At 63.2% G+C, this 22,093-nt stretch carries 23 protein-coding genes; 10 read left to right on the top strand and 13 right to left on the bottom strand.

The window, feature by feature from the left end; all coding sequences use genetic code 11:
- Positions 1-15 precede the first annotated feature (15 nt).
- The 4 genes from trkA to def all read right to left on the bottom strand — a co-directional run bounded on the left by trkA (position 16) and on the right by def (position 4,228).
- Positions 16-1,389, bottom strand: a complete 1,374-nt coding sequence (gene trkA / locus ACJO3T_RS16450) for a Trk system potassium transporter TrkA (protein WP_328187692.1) — start codon at positions 1,387-1,389, stop codon at positions 16-18.
- The gene (rsmB, locus tag ACJO3T_RS16445) at positions 1,386-2,696 is read right to left on the bottom strand and encodes a 16S rRNA (cytosine(967)-C(5))-methyltransferase RsmB (RefSeq protein ID WP_406962586.1); all 1,311 of its coding nucleotides are present in this window, start codon (positions 2,694-2,696) and stop codon (positions 1,386-1,388) included. The genes trkA and rsmB overlap by 4 nt, the downstream gene beginning before the upstream one ends.
- A complete protein-coding gene (fmt, locus tag ACJO3T_RS16440; RefSeq protein WP_406962588.1) occupies positions 2,696-3,631 on the bottom strand; it encodes a methionyl-tRNA formyltransferase in 936 nt (311 codons plus the stop codon). The genes rsmB and fmt overlap by 1 nt, the downstream gene beginning before the upstream one ends.
- A 90-nt stretch (positions 3,632-3,721) precedes the next feature.
- Positions 3,722-4,228 carry a peptide deformylase gene (gene def, locus ACJO3T_RS16435; protein ID WP_406962804.1) on the bottom strand — a complete coding sequence of 169 codons (507 nt, stop codon included), beginning with the start codon at positions 4,226-4,228 and terminating at the stop codon, positions 3,722-3,724.
- 302 nt (positions 4,229-4,530) lie between these two features.
- Here def and ACJO3T_RS16430 point away from each other — a divergent pair, with 302 nt between their 5' ends.
- The 8 genes from ACJO3T_RS16430 to ACJO3T_RS16395 all read left to right on the top strand — a co-directional run bounded on the left by ACJO3T_RS16430 (position 4,531) and on the right by ACJO3T_RS16395 (position 11,409).
- A complete protein-coding gene (locus ACJO3T_RS16430; RefSeq protein ID WP_406962590.1) occupies positions 4,531-5,547 on the top strand; it encodes a LysM peptidoglycan-binding domain-containing protein in 1,017 nt (338 codons plus the stop codon).
- Between the two features lie 63 nt (positions 5,548-5,610).
- The gene (gene dprA / locus ACJO3T_RS16425) at positions 5,611-6,807 is read left to right on the top strand and encodes a DNA-processing protein DprA (protein WP_406979168.1); all 1,197 of its coding nucleotides are present in this window, start codon (positions 5,611-5,613) and stop codon (positions 6,805-6,807) included.
- Positions 6,808-6,858: 51 nt separating this feature from the next.
- A complete protein-coding gene (tsaC, locus tag ACJO3T_RS16420; protein WP_406962594.1) occupies positions 6,859-7,434 on the top strand; it encodes an L-threonylcarbamoyladenylate synthase type 1 TsaC in 576 nt (191 codons plus the stop codon).
- Positions 7,435-7,442: 8 nt separating this feature from the next.
- Positions 7,443-8,378 (top strand): oxygen-dependent coproporphyrinogen oxidase, encoded by a 936-nt coding sequence (hemF, locus tag ACJO3T_RS16415; protein WP_406979167.1) that lies wholly within the window; start codon positions 7,443-7,445, stop codon positions 8,376-8,378.
- Complete coding sequence (aroE, locus tag ACJO3T_RS16410; RefSeq protein WP_406979166.1) at positions 8,368-9,195, top strand: shikimate dehydrogenase; 828 nt, start codon at positions 8,368-8,370, stop codon at positions 9,193-9,195. Before hemF ends, aroE begins: the two co-directional genes overlap by 11 nt.
- Positions 9,196-9,335: 140 nt before the next feature.
- Positions 9,336-10,109: a MotA/TolQ/ExbB proton channel family protein gene (locus ACJO3T_RS16405; protein ID WP_406962600.1), complete on the top strand. Its 774-nt coding sequence runs from the start codon at positions 9,336-9,338 to the stop codon at positions 10,107-10,109.
- A 3-nt stretch (positions 10,110-10,112) separates the two neighbouring features.
- Entirely contained in the window at positions 10,113-10,952 is an 840-nt protein-coding gene (locus ACJO3T_RS16400) for a flagellar motor protein MotB (RefSeq protein ID WP_406979165.1), read from the top strand.
- A gap of 142 nt (positions 10,953-11,094) precedes the next feature.
- On the top strand, positions 11,095-11,409 hold the full coding sequence (locus ACJO3T_RS16395) for a PA4642 family protein (RefSeq protein ID WP_406962603.1): 315 nt from the start codon (positions 11,095-11,097) through the stop codon (positions 11,407-11,409).
- 54 nt (positions 11,410-11,463) lie between these two features.
- Here the strand turns inward: ACJO3T_RS16395 and ACJO3T_RS16390 are convergent, their stop codons facing one another.
- Both ACJO3T_RS16390 and ACJO3T_RS16385 read right to left on the bottom strand, forming a co-directional pair.
- Complete coding sequence (locus ACJO3T_RS16390; protein ID WP_406979164.1) at positions 11,464-11,922, bottom strand: Hsp20/alpha crystallin family protein; 459 nt, start codon at positions 11,920-11,922, stop codon at positions 11,464-11,466.
- 342 nt (positions 11,923-12,264) lie between these two features.
- Positions 12,265-12,801, bottom strand: a complete 537-nt coding sequence (locus tag ACJO3T_RS16385; RefSeq protein ID WP_406979163.1) for a gamma carbonic anhydrase family protein — start codon at positions 12,799-12,801, stop codon at positions 12,265-12,267.
- A 278-nt stretch (positions 12,802-13,079) separates the two neighbouring features.
- Between ACJO3T_RS16385 and prlC the strand changes: the two genes are divergently transcribed.
- Together prlC and ACJO3T_RS16375 are read left to right on the top strand one after the other, a co-directional pair.
- Positions 13,080-15,131: an oligopeptidase A gene (prlC, locus tag ACJO3T_RS16380; RefSeq protein WP_406979162.1), complete on the top strand. Its 2,052-nt coding sequence runs from the start codon at positions 13,080-13,082 to the stop codon at positions 15,129-15,131.
- Positions 15,132-15,142: 11 nt separating this feature from the next.
- Positions 15,143-15,397 (top strand): YheV family putative zinc ribbon protein, encoded by a 255-nt coding sequence (locus ACJO3T_RS16375; RefSeq protein ID WP_406962610.1) that lies wholly within the window; start codon positions 15,143-15,145, stop codon positions 15,395-15,397.
- Between the two features lie 173 nt (positions 15,398-15,570).
- On the opposite strand, the gene ACJO3T_RS16370 is transcribed toward ACJO3T_RS16375, so the two are convergent.
- From ACJO3T_RS16370 to ACJO3T_RS16340, 7 genes are all read right to left on the bottom strand, one after another.
- The gene (locus ACJO3T_RS16370; RefSeq protein WP_406962612.1) at positions 15,571-16,905 is read right to left on the bottom strand and encodes a Na+/H+ antiporter family protein; all 1,335 of its coding nucleotides are present in this window, start codon (positions 16,903-16,905) and stop codon (positions 15,571-15,573) included.
- Between the two features lie 164 nt (positions 16,906-17,069).
- Positions 17,070-17,288 carry a DUF1653 domain-containing protein gene (locus ACJO3T_RS16365; RefSeq protein ID WP_406962614.1) on the bottom strand — a complete coding sequence of 73 codons (219 nt, stop codon included), beginning with the start codon at positions 17,286-17,288 and terminating at the stop codon, positions 17,070-17,072.
- Positions 17,289-17,297: 9 nt separating this feature from the next.
- Positions 17,298-17,681, bottom strand: coding sequence for a DoxX family protein (locus ACJO3T_RS16360; protein ID WP_406962615.1), 384 nt, complete (start codon positions 17,679-17,681; stop codon positions 17,298-17,300).
- Between the two features lie 90 nt (positions 17,682-17,771).
- On the bottom strand, positions 17,772-18,209 hold the full coding sequence (locus ACJO3T_RS16355) for a group I truncated hemoglobin (protein ID WP_406962616.1): 438 nt from the start codon (positions 18,207-18,209) through the stop codon (positions 17,772-17,774).
- Between the two features lie 11 nt (positions 18,210-18,220).
- Entirely contained in the window at positions 18,221-19,093 is an 873-nt protein-coding gene (locus tag ACJO3T_RS16350; protein ID WP_406979161.1) for a DUF3034 family protein, read from the bottom strand.
- Positions 19,090-21,432, bottom strand: coding sequence for a bifunctional diguanylate cyclase/phosphodiesterase (locus ACJO3T_RS16345; RefSeq protein ID WP_406979160.1), 2,343 nt, complete (start codon positions 21,430-21,432; stop codon positions 19,090-19,092). Before ACJO3T_RS16345 ends, ACJO3T_RS16350 begins: the two co-directional genes overlap by 4 nt.
- A complete protein-coding gene (locus tag ACJO3T_RS16340; protein WP_406979158.1) occupies positions 21,429-22,073 on the bottom strand; it encodes a methylamine utilization protein in 645 nt (214 codons plus the stop codon). The genes ACJO3T_RS16345 and ACJO3T_RS16340 overlap by 4 nt, the downstream gene beginning before the upstream one ends.
- Between the last annotated feature and the right edge of the window lie 20 nt (positions 22,074-22,093).

Here is a 22,093-nt window from a genome sequence, read left to right as displayed (position 1 = left end):
AGATTGGGGTGATCATCAGAAGAAAGTCAGTCCCACCTGGAACAGTTTCTCCACCTCACGGATACGGGTCTTGTCCACCAGGAACAGGATGACGTGGTCGTCCGGCTGCACCCTCAGGTGGTCGTGGGCGATCAGCACCTCGTTGTGGCGGACGATGGCACCGATGGTGGTGCCCTGGGGCAGCTTGATCTCGTCCAGGCGCTTACCCACCACCCGCGATGAGCGGTGATCGCCGTGGGCGATGGCCTCAATGGCTTCCGCCGCACCCCGCCGCAGGGCATGCACATTGACCACGTCACCCTTGCGTACGTGGGTCAGCAGGCTGCCGATGGTGGTCTGCTGGGGCGATATGGCGACGTCGATCTCGCCACCCTGGATCAGGTCCACGTAATCCGGGTTGTTGATCAGCGTCAGTACCTTTCGCGCGCCCAGGCGTTTGGCCAGCAGCGAGGCCATGATGTTGGCCTCGTCATCGTTGGTCACCGCGCAGAATACATCGGTGCTCTCGATGTTCTCTTCCAGCAGGATGTCCTTGTTGGCAGCGTTGCCCTCCAGCACGATGGTCTTGCGCAGGTTTTCCGACAGCATCACGCAGCGATCCCGGTTCCGCTCCAGCAGTTTTACCTGGTAGCGGCTCTCCAGGGTATGGGCCAGGCGCTGGCCGATGTTGCCGCCGCCACAGATGAAGATACGCTTGTAGGGTTTTTCCAGGGGCTGCAGTTCGCTCATCACCGAGCGGATATGGTCGGTGCCGGCGATGAAGAACACCTCGTCACCGTCCTCGATCACCGTGTCACCCTGGGGAATGATAGGCCGGTCCTTGCGAAAGATGGCGGCCACCCGGGTGTCGATGCGGGGCATGTGGGTACGAAGGTAGGACAACTCGTGGCCCACCAGCGGTCCGCCCTCGGTGGCGCGGATGGCCACCAGTCGTACCAGGCCGTTGGAAAATTCCAGTACCTGCAGCGCGCCGGGATACTCGATCAGCCGGGTGATGTGCTGGGTCACCAGGTGCTCCGGGCTGATCAGAACATCCACCGGGAAGCCGTTCTCGCCGAACAGTTCCTTGCGGGCCAGGTAGGCATTGGCCCGCACCCGGCTTATCTTGGAGGGTGTGCGGAACAGGGAGAAAGCCACCTGACAGGCCACCATGTTGGTCTCGTCGGAGTTGGTGACGGCGATCAGCATGTCGGCGTCTTCCGCCCCGGCCTGGCGCAGCACCGTGGGGTAGGAGGCCAGGCCCTGAACCGTGCGGATATCCAGCCGGTCCTGCAGTTCCCGCAGGCGCAGGCCATCGCTGTCGATAACGGTGATGTCGTTGGCCTCGTTGGCCAGGTTTTCGGCAAGGCTGCCGCCCACCTGACCCGCTCCGAGGATTATGATTTTCACTGGCTCTCCTCCGGCCCGCCCTTGGTCAGGCAAGCGTAGAAAAATCCGTCGTGACTGTGGGGATCCGGCAGCAACTGGCGTCCATGGCCGGTGTCCATGCCCCAGGCCGCGGGTTCATCGAGCAACCGGGCATCCGGCTGCTGCTTCACGAACCGCCGGATTATACGACTGTTTTCCTGCGGAAACACTGAACATGTCGCGTAAACCAGTCGGCCACCCGGCGCCAGGGTCTGCCAGAGTGCACTCAGCAACCCTAGCTGGATGCTGGCCAGCGGCGTGATGTCCGTCTCCCGCCGCAGCAGCTTGATGTCCGGATGGCGGCGGATCACACCGGTGGCGCTACAGGGTACATCCAGCAGTATGCGGTCGAAGGCCTGGCCGTCCCACCACTGGTCAATGTCGGCGGCATCCGCTTCTACCAGTTTGGCAGAGAGTTGCAACCGGTCCAGATTTTCCAGGATCCGGGGCAGGCGGTCGATGGATTCGTCGATGGCGGTGACGTCACCCCGGTTGTCGATGGCTTCCAGGATGGCGCAGGTCTTGCCCCCGGGTGCGGCGCAGGCATCCAGGATGTGCTGGCCCGGCTCCGGACGGAGCCACTGGGTGCATAGCTGGGCAGCCTCGTCCTGCACGCTGGCGTGACCCTCGGCAAAGCCTGGCAGCAGATCCACGGGAACCGGCTTGTCCAGCTGGACGCCATGGCGGGCGAAAGTGGTGGCCCGGCCCGGGATGCCAGCCTCCTGCAGCCGTTCCAGGTAGTGTTCACGGCTGCCATGCATCGGGTTCACCCGCAGGGTCATGGGGGCCTGGGTATTGTTGGCGTCGAGGATGCCCTGCCAGTGATCCGGCCAGTTATGGCGCAGCTTTTCGATCATCCAGTCCGGGTGGCTGTAGCGGGCCTCATCGCTGGCGGGTTCGGGTGCGCCCTCCCGTTCCGCCGCCCGCAGGACACCGTTCACCAGGCCGGTCAGGGGTGTCCTGCCCAGGGCCTTGCAGGCATCCACGGTTTCGTTGAGCACGGCGTAGGAGGGGTTGGCGCTGAAGCGAAGCTGGAACAGGGCCGCCAGGATCAGGTGATGGACGATGCGGTCCTGTTTGCGCAGGGGCTTGCGCAGACGACTGTTGAGCTCGCTGTCCAGCTGGTGGAACCAGCGGCAGGTGCCGTAGCACAGGGCCTGCAACTGGGGCCGGAGGTCCGGGTCCAGGAACTGGGCTTCCGCCGGCAGGCATTGTCCCAGGGACTCGCCCTGCTCCACCGCCAGCAGTACCCGGGCGGCGACGGCGCGCAGGGGCAGCTCCCTGGCCATCAGTGCAGCACCTGGCCGGGCATGAGCACGGGCTTGCCACCATTGATCAGGTCGGATACGGACATGGCCCGGGTACCGGGCAACTGCACCCGGGTGACCCGCAGGATGCCGGTGCCGCAGGCAATGTCGATACCGGCACGCTCCCTCGCCAGCACGGTGCCGGGGGGCTGGTCGCCGGTGTCGTTGACGGCGAAGGCCTCGTGGATGCGGATGCGCTCGCCGTCCAGTTCGCCGTCGGTGCCCGGCCAGGGGTTGAAGGCGCGGACCTTGCGGGCAATGTCGTGGGCATCCGACCGCCAGTCAATGTGGGCTTCATCCTTGCTCAGCTTGTGGGCGTAGCTGGCCTGGCTATCGTTCTGGGGCTCGGCATCCAGGCCACGGGTATCAAGGGCCGCCAGGGCTTCCACAATGGCTTGCCCGCCCATGTCCGCCAGCCGGTCGTGGAGGCTGCCGCCGGTGTCGTCGTCATGGATGGGGGTGCGCTGTTTCAGCAGCATGTCGCCGGTATCCAGGCCGGCGGCCATCTGCATGATGGTAATGCCGGTCTCCGCATCGCCGGCTTCGATGGCCCGATGGATGGGGGCGGCGCCACGCCAGCGGGGCAGCAGCGAGGCATGGATGTTGAGGCAGCCCAGGCGCGGAATGTCCAGCACCGCCTGGGGCAGGATCAGGCCGTAGGCGGCCACCACCATCACGTCCGGTTTGAGGCCCCGCAACGCCTGTTGCTCGGCGTCGTCCTTCAGGGAAACGGGCTGGAATACCGGGATGTCCGCGTCCACCGCCGTCTGCTTGACGGGGCCGAACTGCTGCTTGCGGCCACGGCCGGAACGGCGGTCGGGCTGGGTGTAGACGGCGACAATCTCATGGTCAGTGGCAAGCAGCGCCCGGAGGGCGACGGCGGCAAAATCGGGGGTTCCGGCAAAAACGATTCGCACAGCGGGTTCCTGTTTCTGGCTGCGGTAACAAACGAAAAGACCGGGTGCTGTTACACCCGGCCTTTCATGTCTTCTGCTGTTACGCCCTGGTCAGGCGCTCTTCTTGTGGAGCTTCTCGAGCTTCTTGCGGATCCGGTTGCGCTTGAGGGCGCTCAGGTAATCCACGAACAGCTTGCCGTTGAGGTGATCCATCTCATGCTGGATGCACACGGCCAGGAGCCCGGTGGCTTCCAGTTCATAGGGCTCGCCGTTATAGTCAATGGCCCTGATGCGGACGTGCTCGATACGCTCAACATCCTCGTAGAAACCCGGTACCGACAGGCAGCCTTCCTGCATCGGCTGGTAGTCACCGTCGAGCACTTCCACTTCCGGGTTGATGAACACCCGTGGCTCGCTCTTGTCCTCGGACAGGTCCATCACGATGATCTGCTCGTGCACATTCACCTGGGTTGCCGCCAGGCCGATACCCGGAGCATCGTACATGGTTTCGAACATGTCATCGATCAGCTTGCGGTGTCGTTCGGTGACTTCCTCCACCGGCTTGGCGATGGTGCGCAGCCGTGGGTCCGGATATTCAAGAATATTCAGAATCATAATTGCCTGTACTTGCCTGAGTTGCCATGATCTCGTCTGGAGGTCTGGCTGGTGTCACAAAAATGCGATCGCGTACCGCGACTTTTGCTGTCTACTCGTTATCATAATCGGAACGAGAACTCTGCATTCCAAGGGGAGACAGCGGTTGATAACACTATTATCCCCGGAAGCATCATTGAATACAAACTGATCAGTCGATAGTCAGAATCTACTGCAAGACAAGAATATAAGGTCACAATTTCGTTACTTTCCTCTATATTAGAGGGGAGCACGCTTTCAAGGCACGCGCGATGAAGGATTTTACAATGAGGAAACTGCTGTACGCTCTGGCAGCCGTGATGCTGCTGTCCGCTTCCTGGGCACAGGCGCAGGGCCCGGAGTTCCGGACCGATCACCCCGACCGGTATGTGGTGAAGAAGGGTGACACCCTCTGGGATATCTCGTCACGGTTCCTGAACAATCCCTGGTACTGGCCGGAGATCTGGCACGTTAATCCACAGGTCAACAACCCGCACCTGATCTACCCCGGTGATGAACTGGCGCTGGTGTACATTGATGGTAAGCCCTACCTGACCAAGACCAGCAACGGTGTGGTGAAACTGTCGCCCCAGGTGCGGTCGGAGCCGATCGATACCCCGATTCCGGCTATCCCGCTGGACGCCATTGACAGTTTCCTCAGCAAGACCCGCATCGTGACGGAAGAAGAGCTTAACGGTGCTCCCTATGTGCTGGAAGGCGAGGAAGGCCGCATCGTGACCGGTGCCGGCGACCGTGTCTATGCCCGTGGCGAAGCCCCGGATACCAGTGTGGGCATCTTCCGTCGCAGCCGCGCCCATGTGGACCCGGATACCGGTGAGTTCCTGGGCCTGGAGGCCCGTTCCATCGGTGATGGCAAGGTGACCGATGAGAACGGCGACGTCCTGACAGTGCAACTGACCCGCACCCGTGAGGAAGTCCGTATCGAGGACCGCCTGCTGGCCCGGGAGGACCGCCGGATCAATACCAGCTTCACTCCCAGCGCGCCGGATGAGGACATTGAAGGCAAGATGATCGCGGTGGAGAGTGGTGTCACCCAGATCGGCCAGTACAACGTGGTGGTGCTGAACCGGGGCCAGCGTGATGGCCTGGAAGTGGGTAACGTGCTGGCGGTACTGCAGGCGGGTAACCTGGCCAAGGATCCCGTCACCAATGAGATGGTCCAGTTGCCCGATGAACGCGCCGGTCTGCTGATGGTCTTCCAGACCTATGAGAAACTGAGTTACGGCCTGATCCTGCAGGCTACCCGCGCCCTGTCCGTTGGCGACAAGGTGATGAATCCGTAAGACCCCGATCAGAACGTAAGGGCTGCCAGGAAGGCAGCCCCTCCAACAGGGAGGTTTACCCCGGTGACGGTCAGCGCACCAGACACTGATTTCCTGTCGTCCCCTTCCGCCCCCTGGCTGATACTGGGCTCCTTGCCCCGTTTCAGTGGCAAGCGCTGGCTGGCGGTGTGTGATGCCTTTGCCAACCCGCTGGAATTCCTGGAGGCCTCCCCGGCCACCCAGAAGGCTTTCGGCGCCGGTGCCGGGGCCCGTGCCATCATGGCGGCCTGGCAACGGCGGGACCTGGATTTTGCCCCCCTGGCGGACGTGGCCGCGGTTTTCGATACCTGCCAGCGTCAGTCCATCGGGCTGCTGGGCTGGGGAGACCGGCACTATCCGGAGCCCTTGCGCCATATACCGGATGCTCCGGCGGTTCTCTATGTGCGGGGAAATCCCTCGCTGCTGGAATGTCCCCAGATCGCCATCGTCGGCTCCCGCAATGCCACCCGGGCGGGCCTGGACCACGCACGGCAGTTCGCTGGTGCCCTGGCGGAACGGGGCTACGCGGTCACCAGCGGCCTGGCCCAGGGTATCGACGGCGCCGCCCATGCCGGCGCCCTGGCGGCGGGCGGCGATACCGTTGCCGTGGTGGGCACCGGTGCCGATGTGATCTACCCCAGTGCTCACCGGGCCCTGACCGGCGAGATTATCCAGCGGGGCGTGCTGGTGTCGGAGTATCCACCGGGCACCGGTCCCAAGGCGGGCCATTTTCCCCGACGCAACCGTATCATCAGCGGCCTGAGTCGGGGCATCCTGGTGGTGGAGGCGGGGTTGCGTTCCGGCTCGCTGATTACCGCCCGGCTGGCCCTGGAGCAGGGGCGGGAGGTGTTTGCCATTCCCGGCTCCATCCACAACCCCCTGGCCCGGGGTTGTCACGAGCTGATCCGCCAGGGCGCCAGGCTGGTGGAGACCGTGGACGATATCGAGGACGAACTCTCCGCCTGGTGGAACCGGCCGGTGGAGGCGCCCTCACCGAAGCCAGCCCCTGCGGAACCTCAGGCGGAACTGCCCATTAAGGCACCGGAACCCACGCCGGTGCCAGCCCATCTGGACGATCGGGAAATCGCGGTGCTGGAGGCTTTAGGGTATGATCCCCGCTCAACGGATCAAATCTGTGACGCCACGGGCTTGCCGGCGGACCAGCTTATGCAGTCGCTGCTGATGCTGGAAATGGAAGGACTGGTGGAATCCGCCCCCGGAGGGTATCTGAGGGTGTTCTAGTATTCCTTTCCAGCCCTGCCCCGTGGCCGTTGTGAGAGTCTGCGGAGCGTCATGACAACAGCCATCAACCTTGCCACAAACTGGTCCCGCCAGCGGCTCTGCCAGGTGCTGGACGGGCAGGGCGTGATCGCCTATCCCACCGAGGCAGTGTGGGGCCTGGGGTGCAATCCCTGGAGCGAGTTCGCCGTCGACGCCATACTCGCCCTCAAGCAACGACCCATGCACAAGGGCCTGATCCTGGTGGCAGCCTCAGTGCAGCAGATTGATTTCCTGCTGGACCCGCTGCCGGCCGAGGTGCGCGAACGGGCCCAGCAGCACTGGCCCGGCCCGGTCACCTGCGTGGTGCCGGATGTGCACCGTCGGATCCCCGACTGGGTGCGGGGCGACCATGACACCATTGCCGTGCGGGTCAGCGCCCACCCTCTGGTACAGCAACTTTGCCGGCTGGCGGGCATGCCGCTGGTGTCCACCTCCTGCAACCCGGCCGGTCGAGAGCCGGCCCGGTCGCCCTGGCAGGTGCGGCGCTACTTCCCGGATGGCATTGACCTGATGGTGTCCGGAAGCCTGGGCGAGTCCCGCCAGCCCAGCACCATTATCGATATCACCACTGGCCGCAAGCTGAGATAGGAGGCCCGATGACCGATCCCGCCACGCCGGATTCCGAAGCGGTCCGGCAGTACCTGCTGAACCTGCAGGACACCATCTGCGAGCGACTGGAGGCCCTGGACGGCAAGGCGAGTTTTGTCACCGATGCCTGGGACCGACCGGAAGGCGGCGGAGGCATCAGCCGGGTGATCACCGAGGGCGCCGTGTTCGAGAAGGGCGGCGTGAACTTCTCCCGGGTGATGGGGGAGCAGATGCCGCCCTCCGCCACGGCCCACCGTCCGCACCTGGCCGGTGCGCCCTGGCAGGCCATGGGCGTATCCCTGGTGATGCATCCGAAGAACCCCTACGTGCCCACGTCCCACGCCAATGTGCGGTTCTTTATCGCCACCCCGAAAGACAGTGACCCGGTGTGGTGGTTCGGGGGCGGCTATGACCTGACACCCTACTACGGTTTCGACGAGGACTGCCGCCACTGGCATGACACCGCCCGCAATGCCTGCCTGCCCTTCGGGTCCGATCTCTACCCGCGCTACAAGCAGTGGTGTGACGAGTACTTCTACCTCAAGCACCGGCAGGAACCCCGGGGCATCGGCGGCCTGTTCTTCGACGACCACAACACCGGCAACTTCGCGGACGACTTCGGCCTGATGCAGTCCGTGGGTTCCAGTTTCATTGCCGCCTACGAGCCCATTGTGGCGCGCCGCAAGGATCTGCCCTGGGGCGAGCGGGAGCGGGAATTCCAGCTCTACCGCCGGGGCCGCTACGTGGAGTTCAACCTGGTCTACGATCGTGGCACCCTGTTCGGGCTGCAGTCCGGCGGTCGCACCGAGTCCATCCTGATGTCCCTGCCACCGCTGGTGCGCTGGGACTATAACCGGGTGCCGGAACCCGGCTCCGGGGAAGCGCGGCTGACCGAGCATTTCCTGACCGGACGCAACTGGCTGGAGGACGACGATGCACAATGACCTGTACGCCGTGGTGGGCAACCCCATCAGCCACAGCAAGTCCCCCCGCATCCACAGCCTGTTCGCTGCCCAGACCGGCCAGGCAATGGAATACACCGCCATCCAGGCGCCGCTGGAGGACTTTGCGGCGACTGTGCGGGACTTCTTCGCCAAGGGCGGCCAGGGCCTGAATGTCACGGTGCCCTTCAAGGAGCAGGCCTGGGATATGGCGGACCGGCGCAGCGAGCGGGCCGAGAAGGCCGGGGCCAGCAACACCCTCTACCAGGAGGCCGACGGTGGACTGGTGGCGGACAATACCGACGGCATCGGGCTGGTCACGGACCTGACCGTTAACGCCGGCGTCAGCCTCACCGGCAAGCGAATACTGGTCCTGGGGGCCGGTGGCGCGGTTCGCGGTGTGCTGGGCCCGATCCTGGCGGTACAGCCGGGGGAACTGGTGATTGCCAACCGCACGGTGGCGAAGGCCGGGGCGCTGGTGGAGCTGTTTGCGGACGAGGCCGGCGATACCCGGCTTTCCGCCACCGGTTTTTCTGACGTGGCCGGTGCCTTTGACGTGGTTATCAATGGCACCAGCGCCAGCCTTCAGGGCGACCTGCCGCCAGTGTCCACGGACATTGTGACGCCGGATACGGTGGTGTACGACATGATGTACTCGCCGGGCATGACCACCTTCAACCAGTGGGCGTCGGAGAACGGCGCCGGCCGCATCCTGGATGGCCTGGGCATGCTGGTGGAACAGGCAGCGGAGTCGTTCCGACTCTGGCGGGGGGTGCGCCCGCGGACCGCGCCGGTGATGGAGGAACTGCGCAAACACTGAGGTATGTCACTGTTTGGCAAGCCGGTGGTAACCTGACCCACCAAACTGGGCTATGCTGTGGGCAGTGTGAGTAGTCGTCATAAGGCCGTCAGGCCCTCAGTGGCGCAGTCGGTTAACGAATTACCCGGACGGGACACTGCATGGATATTCTTACCCTGGTCGGGCTGGTGGCGGGGGTGGCGATTGTCATTATTGCCATGCTGGCCAACGCCACCGTATTGACCTTTCTCAACCTTCCCGGTCTGGCGATCGTCCTGGGCGGCACCCTGGCGGTCACCCTGGTGAGGTTCCGTATGGCTACGGTGACCAGCTCCGTCAAGCTGGCCCTGAAAACCGCCTTCACCGACCGCCTGGACCGCCCCAGCGACCTGATCCTCGAGGTCAGTGAGCTGGCCCGGGTGGTCCGCAAGGACGGCATCCTGGGGCTGGAGAGCCACGAAACCGATAACGAGTTCCTGCGCAAGGCCATCAACCTGTGCGTGGACGGTCATCCGCCGGAAATGGTGGAGGAAACCCTCGCCCAGGACATCCAGCAGATGAGCGAGCGTTACGAAGTGGCCGAGCGGGTCTTCCGGGGCATCGGCGAGTCGGCGCCCGCCATCGGCATGCTGGGCACCCTGGTGGGCCTGGTGCAGATGCTCAATACCCTGGATGATCCCTCTTCCATCGGGCCGGCCATGGCCATCGCCCTGCTGACCACCCTCTACGGCGCCTTCCTGGCCCAGTTGATTGCCCTGCCCCTGGCGGACAAGCTGCAGTTGAAGGCAGAGGACGAGCGCCGCAACCAGGTGCTGATCGTCACCAGCATCCAGAACATCCTGCGGGGCCAGAATCCGCGGGTGATCTCCGAGATCCTGTCGTCCTTCGTCAGCCCGGATCAGCGCCAGTCGCCGGAAGCGGGCCAGGAGGCCTGACCGTTGGCATCTCCGGTTCTGACCCGTCGTACCCGTGTGCGCCACAAGGGCGGCGCGCCCTCCTGGATCGTCACCTTTGCGGACCTGGCGACCCTGCTGCTCACCTTCTTTATCCTGCTTCTGTCGTTTGCCGAGATGGACCTGAACAAGTACAAGGCCATGGCCCAGTCCATGGCGGTGGCGTTCGGCAGCGCCAATGTGGTGGCGGAGGATATCGGTGGTTCACCGCTGACCATGATCGAGTCGGATACGGTATCGCTGCCGGAACCGCCGGATTCTCCCCGGGAGGAGGCGGAGTTCATCGATGACCGTGGTGCGGCGCCGGATGTGACGCAGGTGCCCGAGGGCATCGTGGATCTTTCCTCCCGCCTGATCGCCGAACTGGAGGACCAGGTGGCCGATGAGTCCCTGAGCGTCAACTATGATCCACAACAGGTGGTCATCCGGTTCTCAGAGCAGGCTACCTTCAATTCCGGGGAGGCGGAGATCAAGCCCCGGATGCTGCCGATCATCGACCGGGTGGTGGGTGTCCTGTCCCAGTGTAGTGGCGATATCATCGTGGCGGGTTACACCGACGATGTGCCCATCACCAGCAGCCGATTCCGATCCAACTGGGACCTGTCGGCGGCCCGGGCGGTATCCGTGGTCCATGAGCTGGTGATGAACCGCCAGATTCCGGCGGATCGGGTGATTGCCGCCGGCCGGGCGGAAACCCAGCCCCTGGCGCCAAACACCACCCCGGAGAATCGCGCCCTCAACCGTCGGGTGGAGATTGCCATCCGCGACCCGGGCTGTCAGGATTCGGCTCCCACCGAAGACCTGCCGGTCGAGGTGCTGCCCTGACCGTTCGGGGCACCAGGAGTCTGCGTGGTAGAAATCGCGCCGACTCCTATATCCTAATAGACAATTCATCTAGGTCAGGGGGCCGGAGGGTCGTTATACTGTTTGGCCCTATTTTCCTGGCAGCTTTATAACGAGAGAGATCATGAGCGGACCTGAAAAACCGAAAGTCATCGGAGAGGAATGGAGCGACGAGCGGGTCAAGAGCTTCCTGCTGATCAGTCCCTATGACGCCCGGCTCAACCCGGATCACTATGTCCTGATCACCGCCTACGAGGCCATGCGCGCCGAGGATTTCGAGCGTTTTATCCGGTTCTTCGTGGAAGCAGGCCGGGATCTGAACGCAAAGGACAGTCAGGGCGAGACCATCCTCGATCACGTTTCCCGTCACAAGCGCATGACGGCCTACGCTGATGCCCTGAAAGCAGCCGGCGCAAAAAAAGCGGCTGAACTGGCGTAACAGCCAGCCCAGCCGCCGAGCTCCACGAAGGAGGTGGCAGGCGAGGTGGAACGATCAGTGGACTTCCACCTCGATGGCCTTGGGTTCGGCCGGTTCCACCTTGGTCAGGGTCAGTGACAGGATCCCATCCTTGAACTCGGCCCTGATGCTGCCCTCGTCCACGTTGTCTGGTAGGGTGAAGCGGCGCAGGAAGCTGCCGTAGACCCTTTCGACACGGTGTTGCCTGTCGTCGCTGGTCTCTTCTTCTTTCCTGCGTTCACCCTGGATTGCCAGCACGCCGTCGTGGACGGTGACTTTCACGTCTTCCTTCTTCATGCCCGGCAGTTCGGCATCGATCACGAAGGCTTCCTTCGTTTCCTTGATGTCGACGGCCGGGGCCCAGTCGTTACGGCGGAACAGATCCTTGCCCTCCCGTTCGCCATTGCCGGCGGTGGGCAGACCAAAGTAGCGGTTGTAACGGTTGATCAGGTCTTCAAATTCGCTGACCGGATTCCAACGGGTAAGGTTGCTCATAATGAAACTCCTCCTGTGAACCTGAATACGATGTTTTGATTCAGCTTCAGTCTCGGAACAGCTCCATCACGGTGGCGCCAGCCGGATGGTTACTCCGTGAACTTCTGCTGTTATCGAATTTAGGAGCGGATTGGGGTTTTTCAAGAGGGCCGGTGGTTGAATTTTGATCTGGGTCAGGTTGGTTGAGGTTTGGGGGTTCGGGGGCAGGGTATGGTGGTCGGGGGTGTTTTCTCCGCCGCAATTCACGGTCCATCCCTGGACCGACCTTGCTCCGCGACATCCTGTCGCTGCTACGTAAACACCCCCGACCACCATACCCGTCAGACAGCCGGGAAAACGCCGTCATTGCTCAGCCAGGTAGTCGTCTTTAAGTTTGACGTAGTTGGCGGCTGTATATTTGAAGAACGTCTTCTCGTTATCGGTCAGTGCCCGCGATTTCTTGCATGGCGAGCCGACATAGAGATGGCCGGACTCCAGGGTTTTGCCCGGCGGCACCAGACAGCCAGCGGCGATGATGACTTCATCCTCGACCACGGCACCGTCCATGATGATCGCCCCCATGCCCACCAGCACACGGCTGCCGACCGTTGCGCCGTGGATCAGGGCCTTGTGGCCGACGGTGACGTCATCGCCCAGAGTCGTGGGCCAGCCGCCGGGGTTGAAGTCGGAGGCGTGGGTGATGTGGATCACCGTGCCGTCCTGGATGCTGCAGCGGTCGCCGATGCGGATGCGGTGCATGTCACCCCGCACCACGGTCATGGGCCAGACCGAGCAGTCGTCGCCCATTTCCACATCGCCGATCACCACCGCCGACTCATCCACCCAGGCCCGTTTACCGAATTTTGGGGTGTAGCCCTTGTGAGAACGTATGTTCGCCATTACATACACCTATTAGCCAAGAGATTTGCATACCGTTATCTTCACAGATTACACGGTGATCGACACTATCAGAACCTGGCCGTTGCTCCCTTACGGACCCACGGAGGTTGGTAGACAGGTGTTGGGGATGTTTTCGTAGCAGCGCCATGGATGGTGCGGTGCAAGGTCGGTCCAGGGAGGGGCCGTGAATTGCAGCGGAGAAAATATCCCCAACGCCTGTCAGGCACCAATCTATCAGGCCAGGTAACCTTCTGGACAATCAGCTGAGACGAGGCCAAATGAACAACCCACTGCTCACCGACGACCTGCTCCCCAGGTTCGACCACATCCGGACCGAACACATGGAGCCCGCCATTGACCAGATCCTCAGCGACAACCGCGTGCAGATCCAGGATCTGGCGGCCCAGGAAGATCCCAGTTGGGACACCCTGGTACAGCCCATGCAGTCGCTGGACGACCGCCTCAACAACGCCTTCTCGGTAATCTCACACCTCAATGGCGTGATGAATAACGACGACATCCGGGCCGTCCATAAGCGCTGCCTGGAAAAGCTCACTGAGTATGGCACCGAGATCAGCCAGAACGAGCAACTCTGCGCCGCCTTCAAGAGAGTGGCCGAACGTTCGGATTTCCAGGACCTCAGTGAGGCCCAGCGCAAGATGGTCAACAACACCCTGCGGGACTTCCGCCTGGGGGGCGTCGACCTGCCCGAGGACAAGAAGAAAACCTTCGCTAACCTGTCCCGGGAGCTGGCGGACCTGTCCAGCCGCTTCAGCGACAACGTACTGGATGCCACTCAGCACTGGTACAAGCACATCACCGACGAGAGCGAACTCGCCGGCGTGCCCGAATCGGCCCTGGACGGCGCCCGTCAGGCCGCCAAACAGAAAGAGCTGGACGGGTTCGTGATCACCCTGGATTTCCCCAGCTTCTTTCCGGTCATGACCTACTGCGATAACCGGGAGCTGCGCCGGGAAGTCTACGAAGCCTTCGTCACCCGCGCCTCCGATGTGGGGCCCGACGGCGGCAAATGGGACAACACCCCGATCATGGCGGAGATTCTCAAGCGTCGGCATGCCCAGTCCAAACTGTTGGGTTTCAACAGCTACGCTGAGCGCTCCCTGGCCACCAAGATGGCCTCCAGCGTCGGCGAAGTCATGGACTTCCTGAACCAGCTCGCCGCCAAGTCCAAGCCGGTGGCGGAGCAGGAAGTGGCCGAACTGAAGGCCTTCGTCAGGGAGGAGTACGGCGTTGAGGACCTGCAGGCCTGGGACATCGGCTACTACAGCGAGAAACTGCGCCAGAGGCGTTACGATATTTCCCCGGAAACCCTGCGTCCCTGGTTCCCGGCGGAGCGTGTCATCTCCGGCATGTTCCAGGTCACCGAGAAGCTGTTTGGTGTGCAGATCGAGCATCGGCCCGAAGTGGAAACCTGGCACAAGGACGCCACCGCCTATCGCATCTCCCGCGATGGTGAAGAGATCGCCTGGTTCTACCTGGATCCCTTCGCCCGCCAGGGCAAACGTGGCGGCGCCTGGATGGCCGACTGCCGGGTACGCTGGAAGAACCAGCGTGGCACCCTGCAACTGCCGGTGGCCTTCCTGACCTGCAACTTCACGCCGCCGGTGGAAGGCAAGCCGTCACTGCTGACCCACGACGAGGTGACCACCCTGTTCCACGAGTTCGGCCATGGCCTGCACCATATGCTGACCCAGGTGGATGTGGCGGATGTGTCTGGTATCAACGGTGTGGCCTGGGATGCAGTGGAACTGCCCAGCCAGTTCCTGGAGAACTGGTGCTGGAACCCGGACTCCCTGGCCCTGATCGCCAGCCATCACGAGACCGGCGAACCGCTACCCCAGGACCTTCTGGACAAGATGCTGGCGGCCAAGAACTTCCAGGCCGGCATGCAGATGGTCCGCCAACTGGAGTTCTCCCTGTTCGATTTCCGCCTGCACGCGGAATTCACCGAGGCAGCCCCCACCAATCCACTGGACATGCACCGGGAAGTCCGTAAGGACATTGCGGTGATCGAGAGCCCCGAGTTCAACCGCTTCCCCAATGGCTTTTCCCACATCTTTGCCGGTGGCTATGCGGCGGGCTACTACAGCTACAAGTGGGCGGAAGTGCTGGCGGCGGACGCCTTCTCGCTGTTCGAGGAGAATGGCATCTTCGATCCGCAGACCGGCCAGTCCTTCCGGGAGAACATCCTGGAAATGGGCGGCTCCCGGGAGCCGGCGGAACTGTTCAAGGCTTTCCGGGGCCGTGAACCGGACGTGGATGCCCTGCTCCGCCAGTCCGGCATCACCGACCACGAGCACGCAGCCTGAGGAGTCAGATAATGGCCCGTACACCGAAACGCTTCATCGCCGGGGCTGTGTGCCCCCGGTGCGCGGCCATGGACCGGCTGACCATGTTCACTGATGACGACGGCGTTCAGCACCGGGAGTGTGTCTCCTGCGGCTTCACCGACAGCCAGGGGGGCGATGGCCCCTCCGGTAATGGGGAGCTGGAGACCCGGGTGAACAAGCGTGACAATGAGGAGGACCACACCGTCAAGCAGGTGGTGTTTTTCAAGTCCCGCTCTGAGGATTGATTTTCTGGGCTACGTGGTTGCTTTTGTAGCCTGCAAACTCTGGGGGCTCAAGGGTCCGGGTGGGGGTTCCTAAACGAAAAACGGTTGTTTTTCTGACTGTTTCGGAATCCCCACCCGGACCCTTTCGTTTTGAAACCAACCCGCCTAAGCCTTACTACCCCCTGGTCCGCTGGTTACAGCACCATCGCCGCCAGCCAACCAAACACCAGTAACGGCAGGTTGTAGTGCAGGAAGGTGGGTACCACGGTGTCCCAGATGTGGTTGTGCTGGCCGTCCACGTTGAGGCCGGCAGTGGGGCCGAGGGTGGAGTCGGAGGCGGGTGAGCCTGCATCCCCCAGGGCGCCGGCGGTGCCCACCAGGGCGACAATGGCCAGGGGGCTGAAGCCCAGTTCCAGGGCCAGGGGTACATAGAGGGCGGCGATGATGGGAATGGTGGAGAAGGACGAGCCGATGCCCATGGTGATCAGCAGGCCCACCACCAGCATCAGGAAGGCCGCCATGGCCCGGTTGTCACCGATGGCCTCGACGGAGCCCTGTACCAGGCTGGCGATGTCGCCGGTTTCCCGCATCACTTCCGCAAAGCCGTTGGCGGCGATCATGATGAAGCCGATCATGGCCAGCATCTTCATGCCTTCGGTGAACAGGTCATCGGATTCCTTCCACCGCACCACGCCGGACAGGTTGAACAGCACGAAGCCGGTCAGCGCCCCCAGGATCATGGAGCCAAGCCAGAGCTGGACCACAAAGGCCGCGACGATGGCCATCAGGGCCATGAACAGGGTCCAGCTGTTGTAGTGGGTGTCCACCCGTTCGGTCTGCTCGATCAGCGACAGGTCGTAGTGGCGGTCACCCCGGTAGCTGAAGAAGACCGCCACGAGAAGACCCACCAGCATGCCCAGGGCGGGCAGGGCCATGGCCTTGATCACACTCAGGCCCTCGATGGTGATGCCATTGTCCGCCACATTGGCCATCAGGATCTCGTTCAGGTAGATGCCGCCGAAGCCCACCGGCAGGAACATGTAGGGGGTGATCAGGCCGAAAGTCAGCACACAGGCCACCAGACGCCGGTCCAGTTTAAGCTTTGCCATCACATACAGCAGCGGCGGTACGATCAGCGGGATAAAGGCGATGTGGATCGGCAGGATGTTCTGGGAGGACAGGGCCACCGCCAGCAACAGGCCGATAATCAGGAAGCGCACCCCCTTGTTGGCCGCGGCGGAGGAGTCACCGGCGTCCTGGTTGCCCACCAGCGCCAATGCCTTGTCCGCCAGGGCATGGGCCAGGCCGGACTTTCCGATGGCCACGGCAAAGGCACCGAGGGTGGCGTAGGACAGGGCCACGGTGGCACCGCCACCCAGTCCGTTGTTGAAGGCTTCGATGGTGGCGTCCAGGGACAGGCCGCCCAGCAGGCCGCCGACAAGGGCGCCAATGATCAGGGCAACGACAACGTGGATGCGAAGCAGGCTCAATACGAGCATGACGATTACCGCAGCGACAACGGCGTTCATGGTAAGACTCCGATGGTTAGCAGTGGCCCTTGTGGGGCCTTGTGCACGGGTGATTACAGATTGGTCAGGTTTTGAAGGGGCGCTAATGTGCAGGAAACGGGCCGTGGAGTCAAAAATGCCCGGGGTCTGGGACACCCGGGCACGATGCATCAATGACTTATGGGTCAGTCACTGATGCGGGTAAAGCGGGGCACCTGCTCGCCGGCCACTTCCACCGATTCGTTGAACATCTCCAGGGGGCGAACCCAAAGGCTGTAGTCGCCGTACAGGCAGCGGTAGACCACCAGCCATTCCTCGGTTTCGCTATGGCGGGCCGTACCGATGACTTCGTAGTCCTTGCCCTTGTAGTGCCGGTAGCGACCGGGGAGCACGTGCCGGGTCATGGTGGTACCTCAGTTCTTCAGCTTGTAGCGGCCTGGTCCCAGGAAGATCAGCGCCAGCGCGGTGAACAGGAAAAAGCCCTGCAGTTCCAGTGCCCAGCCGCCGTTGCCACCGAGCTTCATCAACTCATGGGTGTGGACCAGAGCGATGGCCACCAGCATGTTGAAGACAATGATCAGGGCCCCGATGCGGGTCTGGTAGCCCAGGATAACCATCAGGGGCGCCAACAGTTCCCCAATGAATACACCATAGGCGAAGAACGCCGGAATGCCATGGCTGGCCAGTTGACCCTCAATGAATCCGACGCCGTTGAGCAGCTTGCTGATGCCATGGAACAGTAGCAGGCCGCCAAGGGTCAGGCGGAGGATCAGTTTGCCGAGATCGGGATTGTCCATTGAGGGGTTCTCCGGTCAGAAGGAAATTCAGTGGGTTGAAGGCCAACAAGGTTAACGCCAGTTGTCACCCACGCCAAGCGCGCCGTTCACCTAGCGGTGGGTGATCTGTGGGTGCAGCTCCACCAGCCGCTTGAGGAGCCGGTTCTGGGCGCCGGTGCTGATACCGTTGTCCTCCATGGCCAGCACCAGTTGCTCCGCCAGGGCATTGAACTGGGTTTCGGTCACGTTCATGTCCGTGTGTACCTCGGTCATCGGGCGTCCTCCGTAGGTGCAGGGGCCGCCGCTGATCTCGCAGATCTGGTCCGTGAGGTTGGTGTGGAACTGAACCACATCGATGCCCTTGAACTGGAAGGCAATGCGTTCGTCCTCGACGATACGGTGCAGCAGGTCCTCCACGATATCGGCAATGCCAGCGCGCTCGCCCAGGTCCTGGTAGAGGGTATCCCCGGACAGGGAATCGCGGGTGGCGCATCCGGTAAGCAGTGCCAGGGTGGTCAGCAGGATGATCGTGCCCGTTCTCAGTGTCATCGTGGAACTCCTCAGAAACTGCCCTGCAGCGAAAGGTAGGGGCCCCGCTGGTCCTCAAGGCCGGCGATGTCGCCCAGGTTGGTCCAGGCGGCAGTGATGGCCAGGCGCCGGTCCGGCACCCAGACGATGAAGATGTCCCACCAGTCGTCCTCGGTAGCGAAGCCCAGGTTATCCGGCTTCTGCCGGTACTCGGCACCTATGATCCAGCGCCGGTTCAGGAGTACACCGGCGCTGGTTTCCAGCATGGCCTCGTAGTCGTCGTTGCGGTCACCGCCAAAGCCCAGCAACCCACCCTGGTTGGCTTTGGTGCCCCGCACGGTGGCGTTCAACAGCAGGTTGCGGTCGAACACCGCGGCAAAGAACAGCTTGCTGGCAGACAGGTAGACATCGGTGCCACGGTCATCCCTGGCACCCACGGCCTCCGGTATGTCGAAGTCCCGCTGGCGCTTGTGTTGCAGTCCCACGGACCACTGGCCGTAGTCACTGTAGAGCACATCGCCAAACAGCCGTGCCTTGATCCCGAAGATATCCTGGGACAGCTCGTCTTCGCCCAGGGCAGCCCCCAGGGTATCCAGGTCCAGGGTCTGGCGGGCGATGCTGACTTCGACCCGGTTATGCCAGTTCACGGCGGCACCGGCGACATTCAGGGTGAAATCGTCCACTTTCGCCTGTGACAGGGTGACCGTGCCGCCCCACTCCCGATCGCTGGCGTAGCCCGCCAGCATTGCCCAGGGCACCAGTCCGCCGCCGGCACTGCCCTCGATGGTGGTGACCCCGCCGGTGGCCCAGAGCCGGCTGCCGGGGTCGGCAATGGCGGATGTGGACAGGGTCAGGGCCGCGGCGATGGCCAGTGTCGGTCCGGCGCGTCGGGGGTGGTCTCTCATGAGATATCTCCAGTGGTCGGAAGCAATGTGTCGGCCTGGGTCCGGAAGGTCCGGGCCCAGTCACCAAGGTCCGCTGCTGGCATCGGGCGTGCCATGTAGAAACCCTGCCCCTTGTCGCAGCCCCAGTCCTGCAGCAGTTGCCAGCTTTCCAGGTCCTCGATGCCTTCCGCCACCACGGTGAGGCCCAGCCCGTGGGCCATGTCGAGGGTGGAGCGGACGATCAACTGGTCCTGGGGTTCCCGGTGCAGGCGCAGCACGAAGGATTTGTCGATCTTCAGTTCCTGTACCGGCAACTGGCGCAGTTGCGACAGGGACGAATAGCCGGTACCGAAGTCATCCACCGACAGGGTCGCACCCATGGCCCTGAGCTGGTCCAGGGTGCGGTGAGCGGAGGCGGCATCCGACATCACCGCACTTTCGGTGACCTCGAAGGTAAGCCAGTGGCAGTCGATACCCTGCTCCCCGAAGGCCTGCCGGACATCGTCGGTCAGTTGCGGATTGCCCAGGTCCAGGGCCGACAGATTGATGGCGGCGCCGATCAACAGGCCTTCCCCGTGCAGGCTCGCCAGGTCGTGGGCAATCCGGGTCAGGATAAAGCGCGTCAGGTTGCCGATCTGGCCGGTCTGTTCCGCCAGCAGGATGAACTCCTCAGGTGAGATGAACCCCAGCTCCGGGTGGTGCCAGCGGCACAGGGCTTCCACCTGGGCAATGCCCACGCTGTTCATGTCGATCTTGGGCTGGTACACGAGGTTCAGGCCACCAGTGGCGATGGCCTGGCGCAGGTCCTGGCTGAGGGTCAGCTCCCGCAGATGGTGCTCGTCCCCGCCGGGTTCGTACAGGGCCACCTGCCCGGGGCTGTGTTCGGCCCGTTTCAGAGTCAGCCGCAACCGACGCCGGATTTCGTCCAGGGTGCCGGCATCCCGGGGGACTTCCAGGCCCGCCAGAGCCACCTGCAGGTGGAGGGGCGTCCCGTCGATAGTGGCTTCGGCCTGGAGCTCATCCTGAATGCGGGGCAGCAGGGTGTGCAGCGGACCCGCTCCGGGGTCCGCCAGAACCACGAACTCGTTGCCGCCGGAACGGCTCAGTAACAGGGCCTGGCTCTCCACGGAGGCACGGAGCCGGTCAGCGGCCAGACCCAGGGCCTGGTCGCCAAAATCGAACCCGAGGGTGTCGTTGAGGGCCCGGAACCGGGTCAGGGTGATACCGGCCAGCAGCAGTGGCCGCCGTTTCCGCAGGTATTCCTCAAGCTGTGCGTTCAGGGCCTTGCGGTTAGTCAGGCCGGTGAGTTCGTCGTGGAAGGCGTTGAAGCGGATGCGTTCCTCCCGCTCCCTGACCCGGCGTTGCATGGTGATCAGGGCACCCTGGAGGGTTCGCAATTCGCGGGTTCGTGGCGGCGTGGGTTCGGTGACCGGCTCGCCATTGCCAATGGCGGTGGCGAGCCGTGCCAGATCCAGAACCGGCCGACCCAGTGCCCGCGCCGTCACCAGTACTACCAGCCCGGACAGGGCCGCGGCCATCAACAGGATGAGGACCAGATCGGTGACGCGGTCATAGTAGTTGGCCAGGGCCTGCTCACGGTCGACCAGCAGCATGGCCTGCACTGGGGATGGTTGTCCCGGGCCAAGGTCGATGGCGCGGAAGAAGAATCCCCGGGTTTCCTGCGTGTCTCCGTTGTCTCCGGGCTCGGGCAGCCTGGTGAAGGGTTCCGGGGGGGCGCTCGCGGCCAGCAGGGAGGCGCTGGCGCGGCTGCGGAACACCACGCTGGTGTCCGTCAGTTCCGCCAGTTGGCGGGCAAAGCCGTTGTCCAGGGAAAAACCGGCGACAAGCCACGCCCGCAGGCCGGCACCGCTCACGGGCACGACAAACATCTGCAGGGCCTTGTTGCCGGTGCTGACGATCTGCTCCGCCTGCCCCTGGTCCCGGGCCCTTGCCAGCAGTCGGGGAAGGAAGTCCTCCAGGTTGATGTCGGCGGTGCCCAGGGTGGCCTTCGGGTTGCCGTTGCTATCCAGCACCACGGCGATATCGGCACCAGCGCGACCGGCATGGTTGTTGAGGGCACTTTCCAGGGTGGCCTGGTTGTCGCTGGCAATGGCGGACCGGAACCCGAAATCATCCACCAGTACCTGCAGGCTGCCGCTCAGCAATTCGGCGCGGCCGGCCATGATCTCGGTGGTGACCCGTGCGGCGACATCAAGGCTGTTGGCGGCCCGCTGTTCCTCGTCTTCCAGCAGATAGAGCATGAAGACCAGCCCCAGGGCGAGGGCGGTGGCCGCCACCAGGGAAAGCATGGCCGCCAGCAGGCGGCCACGGAACCCGAGACTGCCAGGTCGCCAGGTCATAGCTCCCGGAAACGCTGCTGCAGTCGCTGGAGGGAGGAATCCGTTTCCGGCTCGGGGCGCACGTTCAGCGTCAGGGTCACCGGGTCGCTGCCGGTCAGGTCGACGGCAACGTCCACCAGTTCGGTATTGTTCACCAGCCGGGGATGCCAGACGCGGACCTGGTCGGGCAGCGGGCGTTCGTCCGGCCAGTCCAGCGACACCGCTCCCTGTTCACGGGTGACCCCGTGGTGCTGGTCGGTCACCAGGATGAAGCCCTGCATCTGGTCATGGATGTTGCAGCCCAGCTCCACCACGCCGGTGGTGCCAAAGTTGACCGGAGCCTCGGGTACGCCGGCATAAAGCTCGATTTCGAACGTCTTCGCCGGGGAAAATGAATAAACGTGGTGCTGAGTGTTATCACGGTTGGGGAAGGCCACATCGGTACCGGGCGGAACCACCATCACATGGGGGACGAACTGGCGGTTCTCCTGCACCATACGGGCGTCCGCGGTGGTCTCGTCCACCGGTAGCGGAAGGACGATCACCGCGTCGGCCAGCGGTTTGCCGTTGCCGGCATCGGTGACCTGGAAGCGGAGGTTATCCGCAACCGCAAGCATGGGGGCCACCGTAAAACACAGTACCAGGGCCTGTTTGCACGTCATTGCCGTCGCTCGTTGTTCGG

This window comes from Marinobacter shunpengi, assembly GCF_045449715.1.
GTDB lineage: Bacteria > Pseudomonadota > Gammaproteobacteria > Pseudomonadales > Oleiphilaceae > Marinobacter.
Note: the sequence above shows the minus strand (reverse complement) of the source record. Positions and strands in the feature narration are given on the sequence as shown.